The organism is Variovorax sp. CF313 (assembly GCF_000282635.1).
GTDB lineage: Bacteria > Pseudomonadota > Gammaproteobacteria > Burkholderiales > Burkholderiaceae_C > Variovorax.
On record NZ_AKIW01000042.1, the window covers coordinates 103,172 to 117,136 of the forward strand.

Annotated in this window: 12 protein-coding genes; 2 read left to right on the top strand and 10 right to left on the bottom strand. The window is 67.8% G+C overall.

The features are described 5' to 3' along the window. Nucleotides 1–77 precede the first annotated feature (77 nt). From PMI12_RS13095 to PMI12_RS28735, 3 genes are all read right to left on the bottom strand, one after another. Nucleotides 78–1,733 (bottom strand): long-chain-fatty-acid--CoA ligase, encoded by a 1,656-nt coding sequence (locus tag PMI12_RS13095; protein WP_007833021.1) that lies wholly within the window; start codon nucleotides 1,731–1,733, stop codon nucleotides 78–80. A 156-nt stretch (nucleotides 1,734–1,889) separates the two neighbouring features. Next, on the bottom strand, nucleotides 1,890–3,227 hold the full coding sequence (locus PMI12_RS13100; protein ID WP_007833024.1) for a M20 metallopeptidase family protein: 1,338 nt from the start codon (nucleotides 3,225–3,227) through the stop codon (nucleotides 1,890–1,892). A 210-nt stretch (nucleotides 3,228–3,437) separates the two neighbouring features. Further along, a complete protein-coding gene (locus PMI12_RS28735; RefSeq protein WP_042673323.1) occupies nucleotides 3,438–3,818 on the bottom strand; it encodes a hypothetical protein in 381 nt (126 codons plus the stop codon). A 263-nt stretch (nucleotides 3,819–4,081) separates the two neighbouring features. Here PMI12_RS28735 and PMI12_RS13110 point away from each other — a divergent pair, with 263 nt between their 5' ends. After that, nucleotides 4,082–4,327, top strand: coding sequence for a hypothetical protein (locus tag PMI12_RS13110; protein WP_007833025.1), 246 nt, complete (start codon nucleotides 4,082–4,084; stop codon nucleotides 4,325–4,327). Between the two features lie 226 nt (nucleotides 4,328–4,553). On the opposite strand, the gene PMI12_RS13115 is transcribed toward PMI12_RS13110, so the two are convergent. Both PMI12_RS13115 and PMI12_RS13120 read right to left on the bottom strand, forming a co-directional pair. After that, the gene (locus PMI12_RS13115) at nucleotides 4,554–6,287 is read right to left on the bottom strand and encodes a cytochrome c biogenesis protein DipZ (RefSeq protein WP_007833027.1); all 1,734 of its coding nucleotides are present in this window, start codon (nucleotides 6,285–6,287) and stop codon (nucleotides 4,554–4,556) included. Between the two features lie 149 nt (nucleotides 6,288–6,436). After that, on the bottom strand, nucleotides 6,437–7,819 hold the full coding sequence (locus PMI12_RS13120) for an ATP-binding protein (RefSeq protein ID WP_081502653.1): 1,383 nt from the start codon (nucleotides 7,817–7,819) through the stop codon (nucleotides 6,437–6,439). Between the two features lie 262 nt (nucleotides 7,820–8,081). On the opposite strand from PMI12_RS13120, the gene PMI12_RS13125 reads away from it, so the two are divergent. Next, the gene (locus PMI12_RS13125; protein WP_007833029.1) at nucleotides 8,082–8,825 is read left to right on the top strand and encodes a response regulator; all 744 of its coding nucleotides are present in this window, start codon (nucleotides 8,082–8,084) and stop codon (nucleotides 8,823–8,825) included. A 344-nt stretch (nucleotides 8,826–9,169) separates the two neighbouring features. On the opposite strand, the gene PMI12_RS13130 is transcribed toward PMI12_RS13125, so the two are convergent. The 5 genes from PMI12_RS13130 to PMI12_RS13150 form a co-directional block, all read right to left on the bottom strand. Next, nucleotides 9,170–9,733, bottom strand: a complete 564-nt coding sequence (locus PMI12_RS13130) for a thioredoxin family protein (RefSeq protein ID WP_007833031.1) — start codon at nucleotides 9,731–9,733, stop codon at nucleotides 9,170–9,172. Between the two features lie 152 nt (nucleotides 9,734–9,885). Beyond that, a complete protein-coding gene (locus tag PMI12_RS13135; RefSeq protein WP_007833033.1) occupies nucleotides 9,886–10,848 on the bottom strand; it encodes a tripartite tricarboxylate transporter substrate binding protein in 963 nt (320 codons plus the stop codon). A gap of 23 nt (nucleotides 10,849–10,871) precedes the next feature. Next, the gene (locus PMI12_RS13140) at nucleotides 10,872–11,747 is read right to left on the bottom strand and encodes an amidohydrolase family protein (protein ID WP_007833035.1); all 876 of its coding nucleotides are present in this window, start codon (nucleotides 11,745–11,747) and stop codon (nucleotides 10,872–10,874) included. 4 nt (nucleotides 11,748–11,751) lie between these two features. Continuing rightward, nucleotides 11,752–12,945, bottom strand: a complete 1,194-nt coding sequence (locus PMI12_RS13145; protein WP_007833037.1) for a CoA transferase — start codon at nucleotides 12,943–12,945, stop codon at nucleotides 11,752–11,754. Between the two features lie 26 nt (nucleotides 12,946–12,971). Further along, nucleotides 12,972–13,946 carry a tripartite tricarboxylate transporter substrate binding protein gene (locus PMI12_RS13150; RefSeq protein ID WP_007833039.1) on the bottom strand — a complete coding sequence of 325 codons (975 nt, stop codon included), beginning with the start codon at nucleotides 13,944–13,946 and terminating at the stop codon, nucleotides 12,972–12,974. Nucleotides 13,947–13,965 lie beyond the last annotated feature (19 nt).

The window sequence follows — 13,965 nt, forward strand, 5'->3', positions numbered from 1 at the left end:
TTTTCAGGGTTGCTGTCGCGTGAACTCGGCCGCAGCACCGGCGGGCGTCGGGGGCGCGTTTGGGGGGCGCCCGAACCTCAGTCGGCAACGGCCGCGTCGGTCGGCAGCCGGTGGCCCTGGAACTGCTCGCGCAGCCGTGTCTTCAACAGCTTGCCGGTGGCGGTGTGGGGCAGTTCGTCGACGAAGACCACGTCGTCGGGCATCCACCAGCGGGCCACGCGATCCTGCATGAAGTCGAGGATCTCCGCAGCCGTGACCTCTGCGCCTTCGTTCGGTACCACGATCAGCAACGGGCGCTCCTGCCACTTGCTGTGGTACGCGCCGATCACTGCGGCTTCCTTCACCTTGGGATGGCCGACCGCGAGGTTCTCGAGGTCGATGGAGGAGATCCATTCGCCGCCCGACTTGATCACGTCCTTCGAGCGATCAGTGATCTGCACGTAGCCGTCCTTGTCGATCAGCGCGACGTCGCCGGTGGCGAACCAGCCGTTCGCGTCGAGCTCGGCGCCGGGCTCCTGGCCGTAGTAGGCCGACACGACCCAGGGACCGCGCACCTTCAGTTCCCCGGGCGTGTGGTCGTCGGCGGGCAGCCGGCGGCCTTCGGCGTCGAACACCGCGATCTCCACGCCGAAGATGGCGCGTCCCTGGCGGGTCTGTACGTCGAAGCGCTCTTCCAGGGGAATGCCGTCGTGGCGCGGCAGCAGGTTGCAGATGGTGGCCAGCGGGCTGGTCTCGGTCATGCCCCAGGCCTGGATCACGTAGGCGCCGAACAGGTGCTCGAACTTCTCGACGATGGCGCGCGGCGCGGCGGAGCCGCCGACCACGACGCGCTCGAGGCACAGGCCGGCACGCGCAGCCGCATCGAGCTTCTCCGCGTGCTGGAAGAAGCCCAGCCACACAGTCGGTACACCGAGCGAGAAGGTACAGCGCTCGTCACGCATCAGGTTGAAGAGGCGCTCGCCGCCGAGGTCCGGGCCCGGCAGCACCAGCTTGGCGCCGCACATGGCCGCCGCGTAGGGAATGCCCCAGGCGTTCACATGGAACATCGGCACCGCGAGCAGCACGCTGTCGCGCGCGCACAGCTGCAGGCCATCGGCGGCACAGGCGGCCCACGAGTGCAGCACCGTCGAACGGTGGCTGTAGAGCACGCCCTTGGGGTTGCCCGTGGTGCCGGAGGTGTAGCACAGCGACGAGGCGGTGTTCTCGTCGAGCGAGGGCCATTCGGCGAGTGGCTCGGCGTCGGCCACGAGGTCTTCGTAGCACAGCAGGGGGCCGGGCAGGTTCAGCGCAGGCAGCTCCGCGCGCGAACACATCGCCACGAATCCCTTGACCGATTTCAGCTGCGGTGCGACCTGTTCGAGCAGCGGCGCAAAGCCCAGGTCGAAGAAGACCAACTCGTCGGCCGCGTGGTTGACGATGTAGCCGATCTGCTCGGGAAAGAGCCGCGGGTTCACGGTGTGGAGCACCGCGCCCATGCCCGAGGCGGCGTAGTAGAGCTCGAGGTGCCGGTGCGTGTTCCAGGCCAGCGTCGCGACGCGTGCGCCGGGCTGGATGCCGAGCGTCCGCAGGGCGGAGGCGAGCCTGGCCGCGCGCAGCGTCGCCTTGCGCCAGGTGGTTCGCACGCAGGTCCGCATGTCGAGGTGCGAGACGATTTCAACGTCCGGATGATGGCGGGCCGCGTGTTCCAGCAGGCTGGAAATCAGCAGCGCGTTGTCTTGCATCAGGGCGTTCATTCGTTGTCTCGCGTCTCTGGTTCTGTGGTCTCGGCCGCCGGCCTCGATGCTTGTTTTTACATGCCGGCCGGTAAGTTAATTCATGCTAGCAGTTTTGGCTGACAGCCACAACGCGGGTGGGTCGGGGGAAACCCGGGGATCAGCCGTCGGCTGTCTTCAAGGCGACGTGCCGTTGGCACGCGTCATCTGGGCGAGGGTTGCGCTGGTCAGCGCGCGCACGCCGATGCGCATGGCCGACTCGTCGATGGTGAACAGCGGCGAGTGGTTCGTCGGACCCGCGCGGTCCGGATAGGGCGAGGCGTTGAGGATCCAGAAGACCACCGGGATGCCCGTGGCGCCGAACGCGCCGAAGTCCTCGGAGCCCATCGACGGCAGGATTTCCGCGACCTTGTCCTTGCCCGCCGCGGCCTTCAGGCCATCGACCAGCGCCAGGGTGGACGGTACGTCGTTGACCAGCACGCCATAGCCGCCGCCGGTGTCGATGCGCACGTCGGCCTTCACGCCATAGCTGGCTGCGATGTGCTCGGCCTTCATGCGGATCTGCTCGTGGGCCGTCTTCTGGTTCTGCGCCGACAGCGCGCGCACCGTGCCGGAGAGTTCGGCGGTCTCGGGCAGGATGTTGAAGCGGTTGCCGCTTTGCAGCATGCCCACCGTGACCACGGTGGCGCCGCCGTCAATGGTCGGGTTGGTGCGATGGCTCACGATGTTCTGCAGGCCCAGCGTGATCTCCGCCGCCGCCAGCATCGGCGAGTTGGCGGCCCAGGGCGCGGCGCCGTGTCCGCCCGCACCGCTGAGCTTGATGTTGAACACGTCGATGCTGGCAAGCATCGCGCCCGACCGGTAGGAGATCGAACCCTTGGGCGACTGCGAGCCGATGTGCTGGCCCAGCACCACGTCAACCTTGGGGTCGTCGAGCACGCCCGCCTTGACCATGGCCAGCGCGCCGCTCGGGCGGTCGCCGGGGCCGATCTCCTCCGCCGGCTGGAACAGGAACACCACCGTGCCGGGCAATTCGGCGCGCATGGCCGAGAACGCCTGCGCCGCGCCCAGCAGCATCGCCACGTGGGTGTCGTGGCCGCAGACGTGCGCCACCGACACCTCCTGGCCACGCCACACGGCCTTGGCCTTCGAGCGGAACGGCAGGTCGTTGCGCTCCTCGACGGGAAGGGCATCCATGTCGGCGCGCAGCGCCACCACCGGGCCGGGCTTGCCGCCGCGAAGCACCGCCTTGATACCGGTTCCGGCGATGCCGGTCTGCACTTCGATGCCGGGAATCTTCGCCAGGACTGCGGCGATGTACCTGGCCGTCTCGACCTCTTCGTAGGCCAGCTCGGGGTGCTGGTGGATATGCCGGCGCCATGCGATCACGTTGGGCTCCGCGGCATCGGACAGGGCGAGCGCACGATCGAGCAAGGGTTGCGGCGTCGCCGCCGAAGCCATGGCCGACACGATGCCCATCGCGGCCGCACACAGGGTTTGTTTGAAGAGTCGCATGGGGGTGCCTTGTTGTGGTGCGCCACGGGCCGCCGAGGCTGGAGATTTGTTTTACATGCCGGCCGGTAAGTTAATTGATGCTAGCAGTTTCGGCCGATAGCCACAACGAAGGGAGCGGGGGAAAGCGAGGGGAGCAGCAGGCCGCTGTCTGCTCGTGGGTTTTCGCCGGGGCACGAGCGCGAAGCAGCCCGCGCCCCGGCATTGCGACGTTCAGCAGGCCTTGCCGTGGGCTGCGTGAGCGCCCTTGGCCTTCGCGTCGGCCTCCGACATGTACGAGCCATGCTTCGTCTTGCCGAAGTACTTGTCGGTCGCGCAGTGATAGACCTTGCCGTTGACCCAGACCTGGCCTGCGGCAGGTGCTGCTGCCGTGGTGGTCGTTGCGGGTTTGGCCGCGGGCGCTGCGGCTGCGGGTGCTGCGGCCGCGGGCGCCGCGGCCGGTGCCGGTGCTGGTGCTGGTGCTGGTGCTGGTGCTGGTGCCATTTTTGCAGCGGGAGCGGGGCTCGTCGTTGCTGCTGCTGCCGGTGGCTGCTGCGCAAAGACCGAAGCGGTGAAGACAGTTCCGGCAGCCAACAGGATCAGGGCTTTTTTCATGATTGCACCTCAAGGGTCACACGAAAACACGTGCATGTGGCTGTCAACGTCCTCGCCGCATGTCGGTTGACTCTTCGGCCATGCCATCGGAGGCGACGAGCTCCAGACAGGGACGCATTTCACGATTGTCAGAACTGAACTTGCTCAGTTTGCAAAGAGGATGGGTCCGGAGATTCACCCGATGCCAACCTTGAAGTATCTCGAATACCAAGGAACTATTTCCTTGGGGGGCCAACGTCGCGGCGCCTATCCTCGGCGCCCTCATGAGCGTCACACAACAGCTACAGCTTCTCGTCAAACTGCCCGATGGCTGGTCGAGCCGCATCGATATCCAGCGGACCACGAACGGCCGCTACGCCGGCGTTGCCGAGCTGAGCCTTCGCGGGCTCAAGCAGGGAGTGCTCGTATTCATGCAGCAGCCCACGCTGGAAGCGGCAGTGGAGCGCGTGAGGCTTCGCGCCAGCCAGTTCGCGAGGGCGCGGCTTTTCTTGCCGAGTGCCCGGTCGTAGATGCCGCACGACCGAGCAATGCCTTGCGGGTTGGGTTTTTCTATCCTGCACATGAGAATTCCCAACCCACGAACGCACAGCCACGCGGCACCATGGAGCCTCATTGAAGGAGAACGCCATGAAGGCATTCAGGAAGTTCGTTGGCGGCGTCATCTCTATCGCCGGAGCCGTGGTGCTGGTGGCTCAGCACCTGTGAAACGGGCACGCGCCCGCTGCCGCGAAGCACTCAGCCGAAGGTGAACACGTAGGCCTGTGCGCCGGCATCGAGGAATTCGATCTCGAACAGGCGCTCCCTGTCGTTCGCCGCCTGGCGCACCAGCTGGTACAGCCGCTGCCCGTCGATGGTGCCGTTGCCCTGCGCATCGGTATCGGCGCCGTGGTCCGCGAGCGGAGGCTTGCCGTCGACCAGCACCCTGAAGCGCACCAGCTTGCCATCGGCCGACGGGCCGAGCACGAGGTGCAGGTCGCGTGCATGGAAGCGGTAGGCGATGCGCCCGTTGGCGCGGACCAGCACCGCGCGTTCGCTCTCCACCGTCCATTCACCTGCCAGTGCCCATTGGTTGGTGCGCAGCGATGGCGCAGCCGCTGAATAGACGTGCGCATGGTCGTTCGATATGCCGCCGGGCGAAGCGAAGTTGTGCGCGCGCTCGTAGCCCAGGTAGGTCTCGCCCGACAGGGCCGGCAATTCGGCCGGCGCGGCCTGCGTGCCCTGGCCTTGCGGCGAGACCAGGTCGGCCGGCACGGCGGGCCGCCCCGCTTCCGCCAGCAACTGCTGGATGACCTGTTCCGCCTTCGCATACTGGCCCTCGCCGAACTGGTGATGCCGGATGCGCCCCTGCGCATCGACGATGTAGAACGCCGGCCAGTACTGGTTGCCGAAGGCGCGCCAGATCGCGTAGTCGCTGTCGATGGCCACGGGGAAACCGATGCCCAGGTCCTTCGTCGCGCGGCGCACGTTGGCGGGCAGCTTCTCGAACGCGAACTCCGGCGCATGCACGCCGACGACCACCAGTCCCGCATCCTTGTACTTCTCGGCCCAGGCACGAACGTAGGGCAGGGTGCGCAGGCAGTTGATGCACGAGTAGGTCCAGAAATCGACCAACACCACCTTGCCGCGCAGGCTCTCGGCGGTCAGCGGGGCGGAGTTCAGCCATTCGGTGGCGCCCGCGAGCGAAGGAAGGCCGCCTTCGTCGGGCAGCGCCGGTGCGCGAGGTTGCGACAACGGCACGGGGATCGGCATTGGCATGCCGATCTTCTCCACAAGTGCTCCCTCCAAGGCCGAAGTGGTGCCGACCGACAGGCGGCTGAGCAGCCCGGTGTCCAGCCCCAGCGCGATGGCGCCGACACCCGCGAGCACGGCCACGCCGGCTGCACGCCGCACCCACTCGCCGGTGCGCAGCGAGCCCTTCATCGCCGAGAACAACCGCCCGCCGAAGAGCAGCGCGGCCGCCAGCGAGGTGCACGCACCCGCCGCGTAGGCCAGCAGCAGCAGCGAGGTGCCGATGCTTGCGCCGTTGAGCGCCGCGCCCGTCAGGATCAGTCCGAGGATCGGCCCCGCGCAAGGCGCCCACAGCAGCCCCGTGCCAACCCCCAGCAGGAGCGGCGAGAACACCGACGCCTTTGTTTCCGGTGCTGGCCCCGCCAGCCTCAGGCCGAGTGCCACCAGCGGCCGGCTCAACCGGTCGGCCACCGACGGAAACAGCAGCGTCACGCCGAATACCGCGAGCATCGCAATCGCGGCATAGCGCCCGTACTGGTTGAGCGCCACGACCCAGCCGCCGCCCACGGCCGCGAGCGTGGCAATGGCCGAGAACGCCAGCGCCATCCCCAGCAGCATGGGAAGGCCGTGCGAGCGGAACGGCCGGTCGGCGCGCGCGAACACGAACGGGAGCACGGGCAGGATGCACGGGCTCAGGATGGTGAGCACGCCACCGAGGTAGGCAACGATGAGGAGCAGCATGATCGGATTCCAGTCGGTGAATGTTGTCAATGAAGGGCTAAACAGGAAGTCGAGAGCGAGCGGGACCCTTCACGGTCTCGCCATGCGAGCCGCTCTTCTCTTTCTTCTTCGGTCGGTGGTGCTGCTGCGGCGGCTGCCGCGCAGCCGGCTCAGTCCGGTGGCGCGGCCGCATTGGTATTCATGGTCAGCCGGGCTTCCAGCCCGCCTTCGTCCCGGTTGCGCAACGTGAGCTCCGCGCCCATCGCCGTCGCCAGCTGCTGTGCAATGGCCAGGCCCAGCCCGGTGCCGCCGGTGCCGCGGTTGCGCGAGCCCTCGACGCGGTAGAAGGGCTTGAGCACGTTCTCCAACTGGTCGGTCGGAATGCCGGGGCCGTTGTCGACCACGGCCAGCGTCAGCCGGTTGCCGGCGTCTGCATGCACCTGCAGGCGTACGTCGGTGCCGAACTTCAGCGCGTTGTCGATCAGGTTCGTCAGGATGCGCCGCAGCGCGTTCGGCCGCGTCATCATGGGCTCGCCCACGCGGCCTTCGAGCAGCACCTGCTCGCCCGAGTCCTCATAGTCGGCCACCATGCTCTCGAACAGCGCGTCGGCGTCGATGCGGCGCGGCGGCTCGGTGGCGCCGTGCAGCGTGCGCGCGTAGGTCACGCCTTCGCGCACCAGGGTGTGCATGGCGTCGAGGTCCTGGCGGAACTTGTCGCGGTCATGGCCGTCGTCCATCAGGTCGGTGCGCAGCCGCATGCGGGTGATGGGCGTCTGCAGGTCGTGCGAGATGGCCGCGAGTATTTCCACCCGCTCGGCCATGTAGCCGGCGATGCGCTTCTGCATCGCGTTGAAGGCGCGCGCCGCGTGCTTTACCTCGGTCGGCCCCTCTTCGGCCAGTTGCCGGCCCTTCAGGTCGGGGCCCAGCTCGTCGGCCGCGTCGGCCAGCTGCGCCAGCGGCCGGGTGACCAGCCGCACCGCGTACCAGGCGCACACCGCCAGCACCAGCAGCTGCACCCACAGCAGCCACATCACCCAGCTCGACACCGGCATGTCCACGCGCCGCGCATGCACCACCACCGAGGAGCCGTCCGACAGCCGCACCTGGATCTGCAGGCCCTGCGGCGGGTTGCTCACCTGCCCGATCTTCACGATCTCGAAGGGGCGCATCGCGTCGGCGATCGCGGTCGCGAACTGCTGCGACGACGGCGTGTCGGGCGCCTTGCCCTGCGCGTTCCCGCCGAGCACGAAGCGGTAGTTGCGCCGCTCCAGCCGCGCCAGCCAGCCTTCGCGCTCGTCGGCCGGCAGCCGGTCGAGGATGGCGACCGAGCTGGCGATGTCGCGCTCGATGCCGATCATCATCAGCTCGCGCATCGCGATGCCGCGCTCGTAGCCGATGGCCATGAAGGTCAGCAGCTGCGCGATGGCCAGTCCGACGACGATGATCAGCGTCACCCGCGAGAACAGCGAGCGCGGCAGCAGCCGGCGCAGGCCCATGGGGGCGCAGGAGGCCGGCGCGATGTCGGCGGGAAGGCTGGCGGCGGAAGTAGGCATGGACGGGTTTATAGACCCGGTCCCGCTCCAAGGCGCGGCGGTTTGTATTCCAGTGTGTTGGGCCGCGTGGCTTGACATACAACATTACCCGTCGCGCCCGGTCTGCCTCCACGGCGCCGGCCCTGCCGACGCGCCCGTGCAAGCAACATAGTGTGGTCGCCCGGCCCGCCGGATACACGGGCATACAAAACCGCCCGATCCTTCGCCTGCACGGGCTACATTGCACCTGCCCGTCGCCCTGCGGGCGCATCACCGCACTTCCATGAACATTGCCAAGACCTCCGACCACATCCTCATCGTCGACGACGACCGGGAAATCCGCGAACTGCTCTCCACCTACCTGGTCAAGAACGGCCTGCGGGTGGTGACGGTACCCACGGGGCGGCACATGCGCGCGGCGCTGGAGGAGTCGGGACCTTTCGACCTGATCATTCTTGACCTGATGCTGCCGGGCGAAGACGGGCTCACGCTGTGCCGCGACCTGCGCACGGGCAAGTACAAGGCCACGCCCATCCTGATGCTCACCGCCCGCAGCGAGGAGGCCGACCGCATCCTCGGCCTGGAGATGGGCGCCGACGACTACCTTGCCAAGCCATTCTCCGCGCGCGAGCTGCTGGCGCGCATCCGCTCGGTGCTGCGCCGCACGCGCATGCTGCCGCCGAACATGCGCTCCACCGAGTCGGCCTCGAAGCTGGCCTTTGGCGACTGGCAGGTCGACACCACCGCGCGCAACCTGATCGACGACAGCGGCGTGATGGTGGCGCTGAGCGGCGCGGAGTACCGGCTGCTGATGGTGTTTCTCGATCATCCCCAGAAGGTGCTGAGCCGCGACCAGCTGCTTAGCCTCACCCAAGGTCGCGAGGCGGAACTCTTCGAGCGCTCCATCGACCTGCTGGTGAGCCGCCTGCGCCAGCGCCTGGGGGACGACGCACGCGAGCCGCGCTACATCAAGACGGTGCGCAGCGAGGGCTACGTCTTCTCGTCGGCGGTCGAGGCGCTCGACTGACGCCTGTGCGGCCGAGGCTGCTGCGGCTGCCGGGCGGGGATGCATTGGCAGTGCACCGGGTTGCGGATTTCCTGCGAGATGCCGCCTGCGAGGAAGAGGAGGGCGAACCAGAGCTTGTTCATTTCTCTTGTATGTCTTGTGTTGTGGTTGCTTGTGTTTTGGGGGCGTGCGAATGGCACCGGGCGCAGCGCGTGTGCCGGCCGATCGACCGCCGCGTCCTTCGATCACGATGATGGGGTGCCTTGCGCAGCGAAATAAAGGAGGAGGCCGAAGGCCGGGGGACATTCGCGGAGCAAGGCACCCCGTCGTCGTGATCGCACCCCAAACCGGACAAATGCGCCGTCTCAAGTCCCAGAAGGCTCAGCCAGCAGCGCCTGAATCTTCTTCTCGGTAGTGCCGTAGCTGCCTTCGCCAAAGTGCGAATAGACGATCTTTCCCTGCTTGTCGATCAGGTACACGGCCGGCCAGTACTGGTTCCTGAAGGCCTTCCAGGTGCCGTAGCTGTTGTCCTGCGCCACGGCATGCTTGATCTGCAGACGCGCGATGGCGTCCTTCACGTTCTTCGTCGATTTCTCGTACGCGAACTCCGGCGTGTGAACGCCCACGACGACCAGGCCCTTGTCTTTGTACTTCTCGTTCCACTCCTTCACGTAGGGCAGGTGGTTGAGGCAGTTGATGCAGGTGTAGGTCCAGAAGTCGACCAGCACCACCTTGCCGCGCAGCTCGCTCAGCTTCAGCGGCGGCGAATTGAGCCAGCTGTCGATGTTCTGGAATTCCGGTGCGGGCAGGGCCTCGCCGGCCGCGCCCTCGCCGCCCAGCGGCGAGGGCGCGGCAAAGGTCAGCGTGAGGGCTGCCGCAGAGGCCGCGATGGCGACGGCAAAGAAGAGGGCGGGAGAGCGAAAGCGCATGGCGATTCCTTCGGAAGAGTGACGGGCGTTCGTCTGTGAACGGAGCCGATTCTTCGCCGGGCCACCCCGCCGCGGAGCGAAATGCGTATGCCTCTGTATCCGCGGGACGAACCCCACACACTACGTTTCACATCCCGCGCGGACGCGCATGGTCAATCGACCCTGATGTTGCGCGAGCGCACCAGCGCACTCACTCTCGCCGTCTCGTCCTGCACGAACTTCGCGAACGCCTCGGGCGCGATGCCCGCGGGCTCCAGGCCCAGCTGCAGCAGCTTTTGCCGCACGGCCGGATCGGCGACCGCCGCCTGCACCGCCTTGCCGAGCTTCTGCACGATGTCGACCGGCGTCCCCTTGGGCAGGAACATGCCGTTCCACTCGACCACGTTGTAGCCCGGCAGGCCCGACTCGGCCAGCGTCGGCACGTCGGGCAGCCCCGGCACGCGCTTGATGGAGCTCACGCCCAGCGCGCGCAGCTTGCCGCTCTTGACGTAGCCCAGCGTCGAGGCCACGTTGCCGAAGTAGGCCGACACCTGCTCGCCCATCACGTCGGTCAGCGCGGGCGCGCCGCCCTTGTAGGGCACGTGCATCAGGCCGATCTTCGCCTGCTCGTTCAATGCCTCGCCGGCGAGGTGCGAACCGGTGCCGCCGCCGGCCGACGCGAAGCTCAGCTTGCCGGGGTTCTTGCGTGCGTAGTCGATGAACTCCGGCACCGTCTTGTAGGGCGCGGTCGCCGGCACCACGAGGATCTGCGGCGCCGTGGCCACCAGCGACACGGGAATGAAATCCTTCGCCGCGTCGAAGGGCAGCTTGCGCAGCGAGGGGTTCACCGAGAACGCCGACGCGTCGTACAGCACGGTGTAGCCGTCGGCCGCCGCTTTGGCCACGCTGTCGGCGCCGATCACGCCGCCCGCGCCCGGCTTGTTGTCGATCACGATCTGCTGGCCCAGCGCGGTGCTCATCTGCTGCGCAACGATGCGCGCGGTGTTGTCGGCACCGCCGCCCGCGGCATACGGCACCACCATGCGGATCGGCTTGTCGGGCCAGGCGGCCCAGCCCAGCAGTGGAGCGGCGCAGGCGGCCAGGGCCGCGACGGATTTCAGGAGTCGCTTGTTCATGTCGATGTCTCGGGTCTTGTGGTTCAGGAAAAGTCGTAGAGCTGCGCCGGGTTGTCGACCAGCACGCGCCGGCGCTGCACTTCGTCGGGCACCCACTGGCTCAGCAGGTCGAAGAGCTGCGCGTCGTCGGGCTTGGCGATGCGCTCCGTGGGATGCGGCCAGTCGCTGCCCCACACCACGCGTTCGGGCGCCTGCATCACCCACGCTCGCGCGAGCGCGACGGTGTCGGCATAGCCGCCTTGCGCGCCGACCCGTGAGTCAAGGTACGCGCCGGACAGCTTGATCCAGGTGCGGCCGTTGTCGAGCAGCCGGTGCATCACCTCGGACGCGGGATGCGCCTGCGCGTCGGGCTGCGGCATGCGCGCGAGATGGTCGAAGACGACGGTGCAAGGCAACCGCGCGAGCAGCGCCGCGTGTTCCGCGATCTGGCCGGCGCTCCAATGCAGCTGCACATGCCAGCCGAGCGCATGCACCCGGTGCGCCAGCGGCTCGACCATGCCGAAATCCGTCGCTGCATTCGCCGGCGTGTACAGCGTGAAGCGGATGCCGCGGATGCCGCCCGCGTGCAGCCCTTCGAGTTCGGCGTCGCTCGCGTCGGGCCGCACCACCGCCACGCCGCGTGTGTGCTGCGCGCCCAGTTCGCGGATGGCCGCCAGTGTCACGCTGTTGTCGGTGCCGTGCACGCGCGGCTGCACGACCACCGTGCGCTGCGTGCCGATGCGCCGCTGCAGCAGGCGATAGTCGTCGGCGGTGGCATGGTCGAGCATGGCGTCGGGCGATCCCTGCAGCGCGAAGCGGCGGTCGTACACGTGCATGTGGGCGTCGCAGGCGTCTTCGGGCGCCGCATGGGTGGGCTTGCGTGTGCCGCTGCTGTGCGGCACCACGAGATCGGCGCGCATGGGCTCAGTCGCCCGTGCGGCTGGCGGCCGCTTTCGGGGTCAGCACGTGCTGCGTGTGCTGGCCCAGTGTGGGCGCCGCGAAGGGTTCGGGGCCGGGCGTGCGGCCGAACTTCACGGGACGGGTGAAGCCGCGGTAGGAGCCCAGCGTGGGGTGCGCGAAGTTCGCGACCATGTCCTCGGCCAGCACCTGTTCGTCGTCGAACATGTCTTCCACCGTGCGGGCCGCGGCGCAGGGCACGTCCTCGCCGAACAGTTCTTCCCATTCGAGCGCGGTGCGTTCGGCCAGCGCGGCGCGAAGCTTCGGAACGATCTCCGCGAAATGTTGCGCGCGCTTGCGCACCGAGTCGTAGCGCTCGTCGTTGGCCAGCTCCTGCAGCCCGACCTTGGCGCACAGCGCCTGCCAGAAATGCGGCGTGTTGGCCGAGATGTAGATGTGCCCTTCGCGGGTCGGGTGGATGCCAGTGATGCCGCCCGAACGCATGTCGCGTCCCACGTCCTTCGGCTCGCCCTCGGCCCACACCATGCGCGCCGACTGCATCGTGAGCGCGGAGCGCAGCAGCGACACGCCGACGAACTGGCCTTCGCCGCTCTTCTCGCGCTCGTACAGCGCCGAGGCGACGCCGGCGGCCACCAGCGCGGCCGCGTAGTAGTCGACCACCGAGCCGTAGATGATCTCGGGCGGCTCGCCGCGCTTGCCCTGCAGTGCGCACATGCCGGTCATGGTCTGCAGCACCTGGTCGTAGCCGGCCTTCTCGCGCAGCGGCCCCGTCTCGCCGTAGCCCGTCACGGCGCAGTAGATGAGGCGCGGGTTCACGGCCTTCAGCTGGTCGTAGGCAATGCCCAGCCGCGGCGGCACGCTGGGGCGGAAGTTGTGCACCAGAACGTCGGCCGTGCGCACCAGCGCCATCAGCGCGGCAAGGTCCTGCGGGTTCTTGAGGTCGAGCACCACGCCCAGCTTGCTGCGATTGACGCCGACGAACGCGCGGCTCTCGGCCTCCAGCGACGACGGGTACTTGCGCAGGTTGTCGCCGGTGGGCGGCTCGATCTTGATGACCTCCGCGCCCTGGTCGGCCAGCAGCGAGCAGCCGTAGGGGCCTGCGATGTAGGCGCTCAGGTCGAGCACGCGCAAGCCGCTCAACGGCCCGGAGGGGCCTTGGCGGACAGGCAGGGACGCGTCGTCGGGGACGGTGGTGCTCATGGGCTTTTCTTTCCTTCTTTCTTTCCTCAATCGGCGGTGATGTTCTGCTGCTTCGCCAGCTTCTTCCAGCGCTCCACGTCCTCGGCGATGACGGTGCCGAACTGCGCCGGTGTGAGCGGGGTGGCGATGGCGCCTTCGCGCAGGAAGTTGGCGCTGATCTCCGGCCTTGCCAGGATCTGGTTGACGGCTCCGTTCAGCTTCGCGACCACGTCGGTCGGCGTGCCCGCCGGTGCCAGCAGGCCCCACCAGAGTTCGAACTCGTAGCCGGGCACGGCCGTGGCCATTGGCGTGAGATCGGGGGCGATGGGGCTGGGCTTCAGGCTCGTGATGCCGACGGCGCGCAGCTTGCCGGCACGCACCATCGGCAGCAGCGAGGGGCCGCTGGAAATCAGCAGCTGCGTCTGGTTTCCGACCAGGTCCGTCACGGCCGGGCCCATGCCCTTGTAGGGGATGTGCGCGATCTGCAGGTCGCCTACCTTGGCTTTGAGCAGCTCTGTGCCGAACTGGTTCACGCTGCCCGAACCCGACGAGGCGTAGTTGTACTGGCCCGGCTTCGCCTTGATGGCGCCGATCAGCTCGGCCGGCGTCTTCGCGGGAAACTCGTTGTTGACCGCGACGATGAACGGGCCCTTGGCGAACATGGCCACGGGCGCGAGGCCCTTCACCGGATCGAAGGGCAGCTTCGACTGCACGGCCGCATTGGTCGTCATGCTGGAGGACACGGCCACGAGCGTGTAGCCGTCCGGCGCCGCCTTGGCCACCTGGCCGGTGCCGGTGTTGCCGCTCGCGCCGGGGCGGTTGTCGATGATCACGGGTTGCTTGAGCGCATCGCCGAGCTCCTTGGCAACCTGGCGCGCGAAGGTGTCGTTGGATCCGCCGGCCGGGTAGGGCACGACGATCGTGATGGCCTTGGTGGGATAGGCGGCCTGTGCGAACGCGGTGCCGGCGAGTGCGACGGCCGAGGCCAGCGCGAGCGGACGAATGAATGAAGGGATACGCATTTTTTGTCTCCGGTTCTTT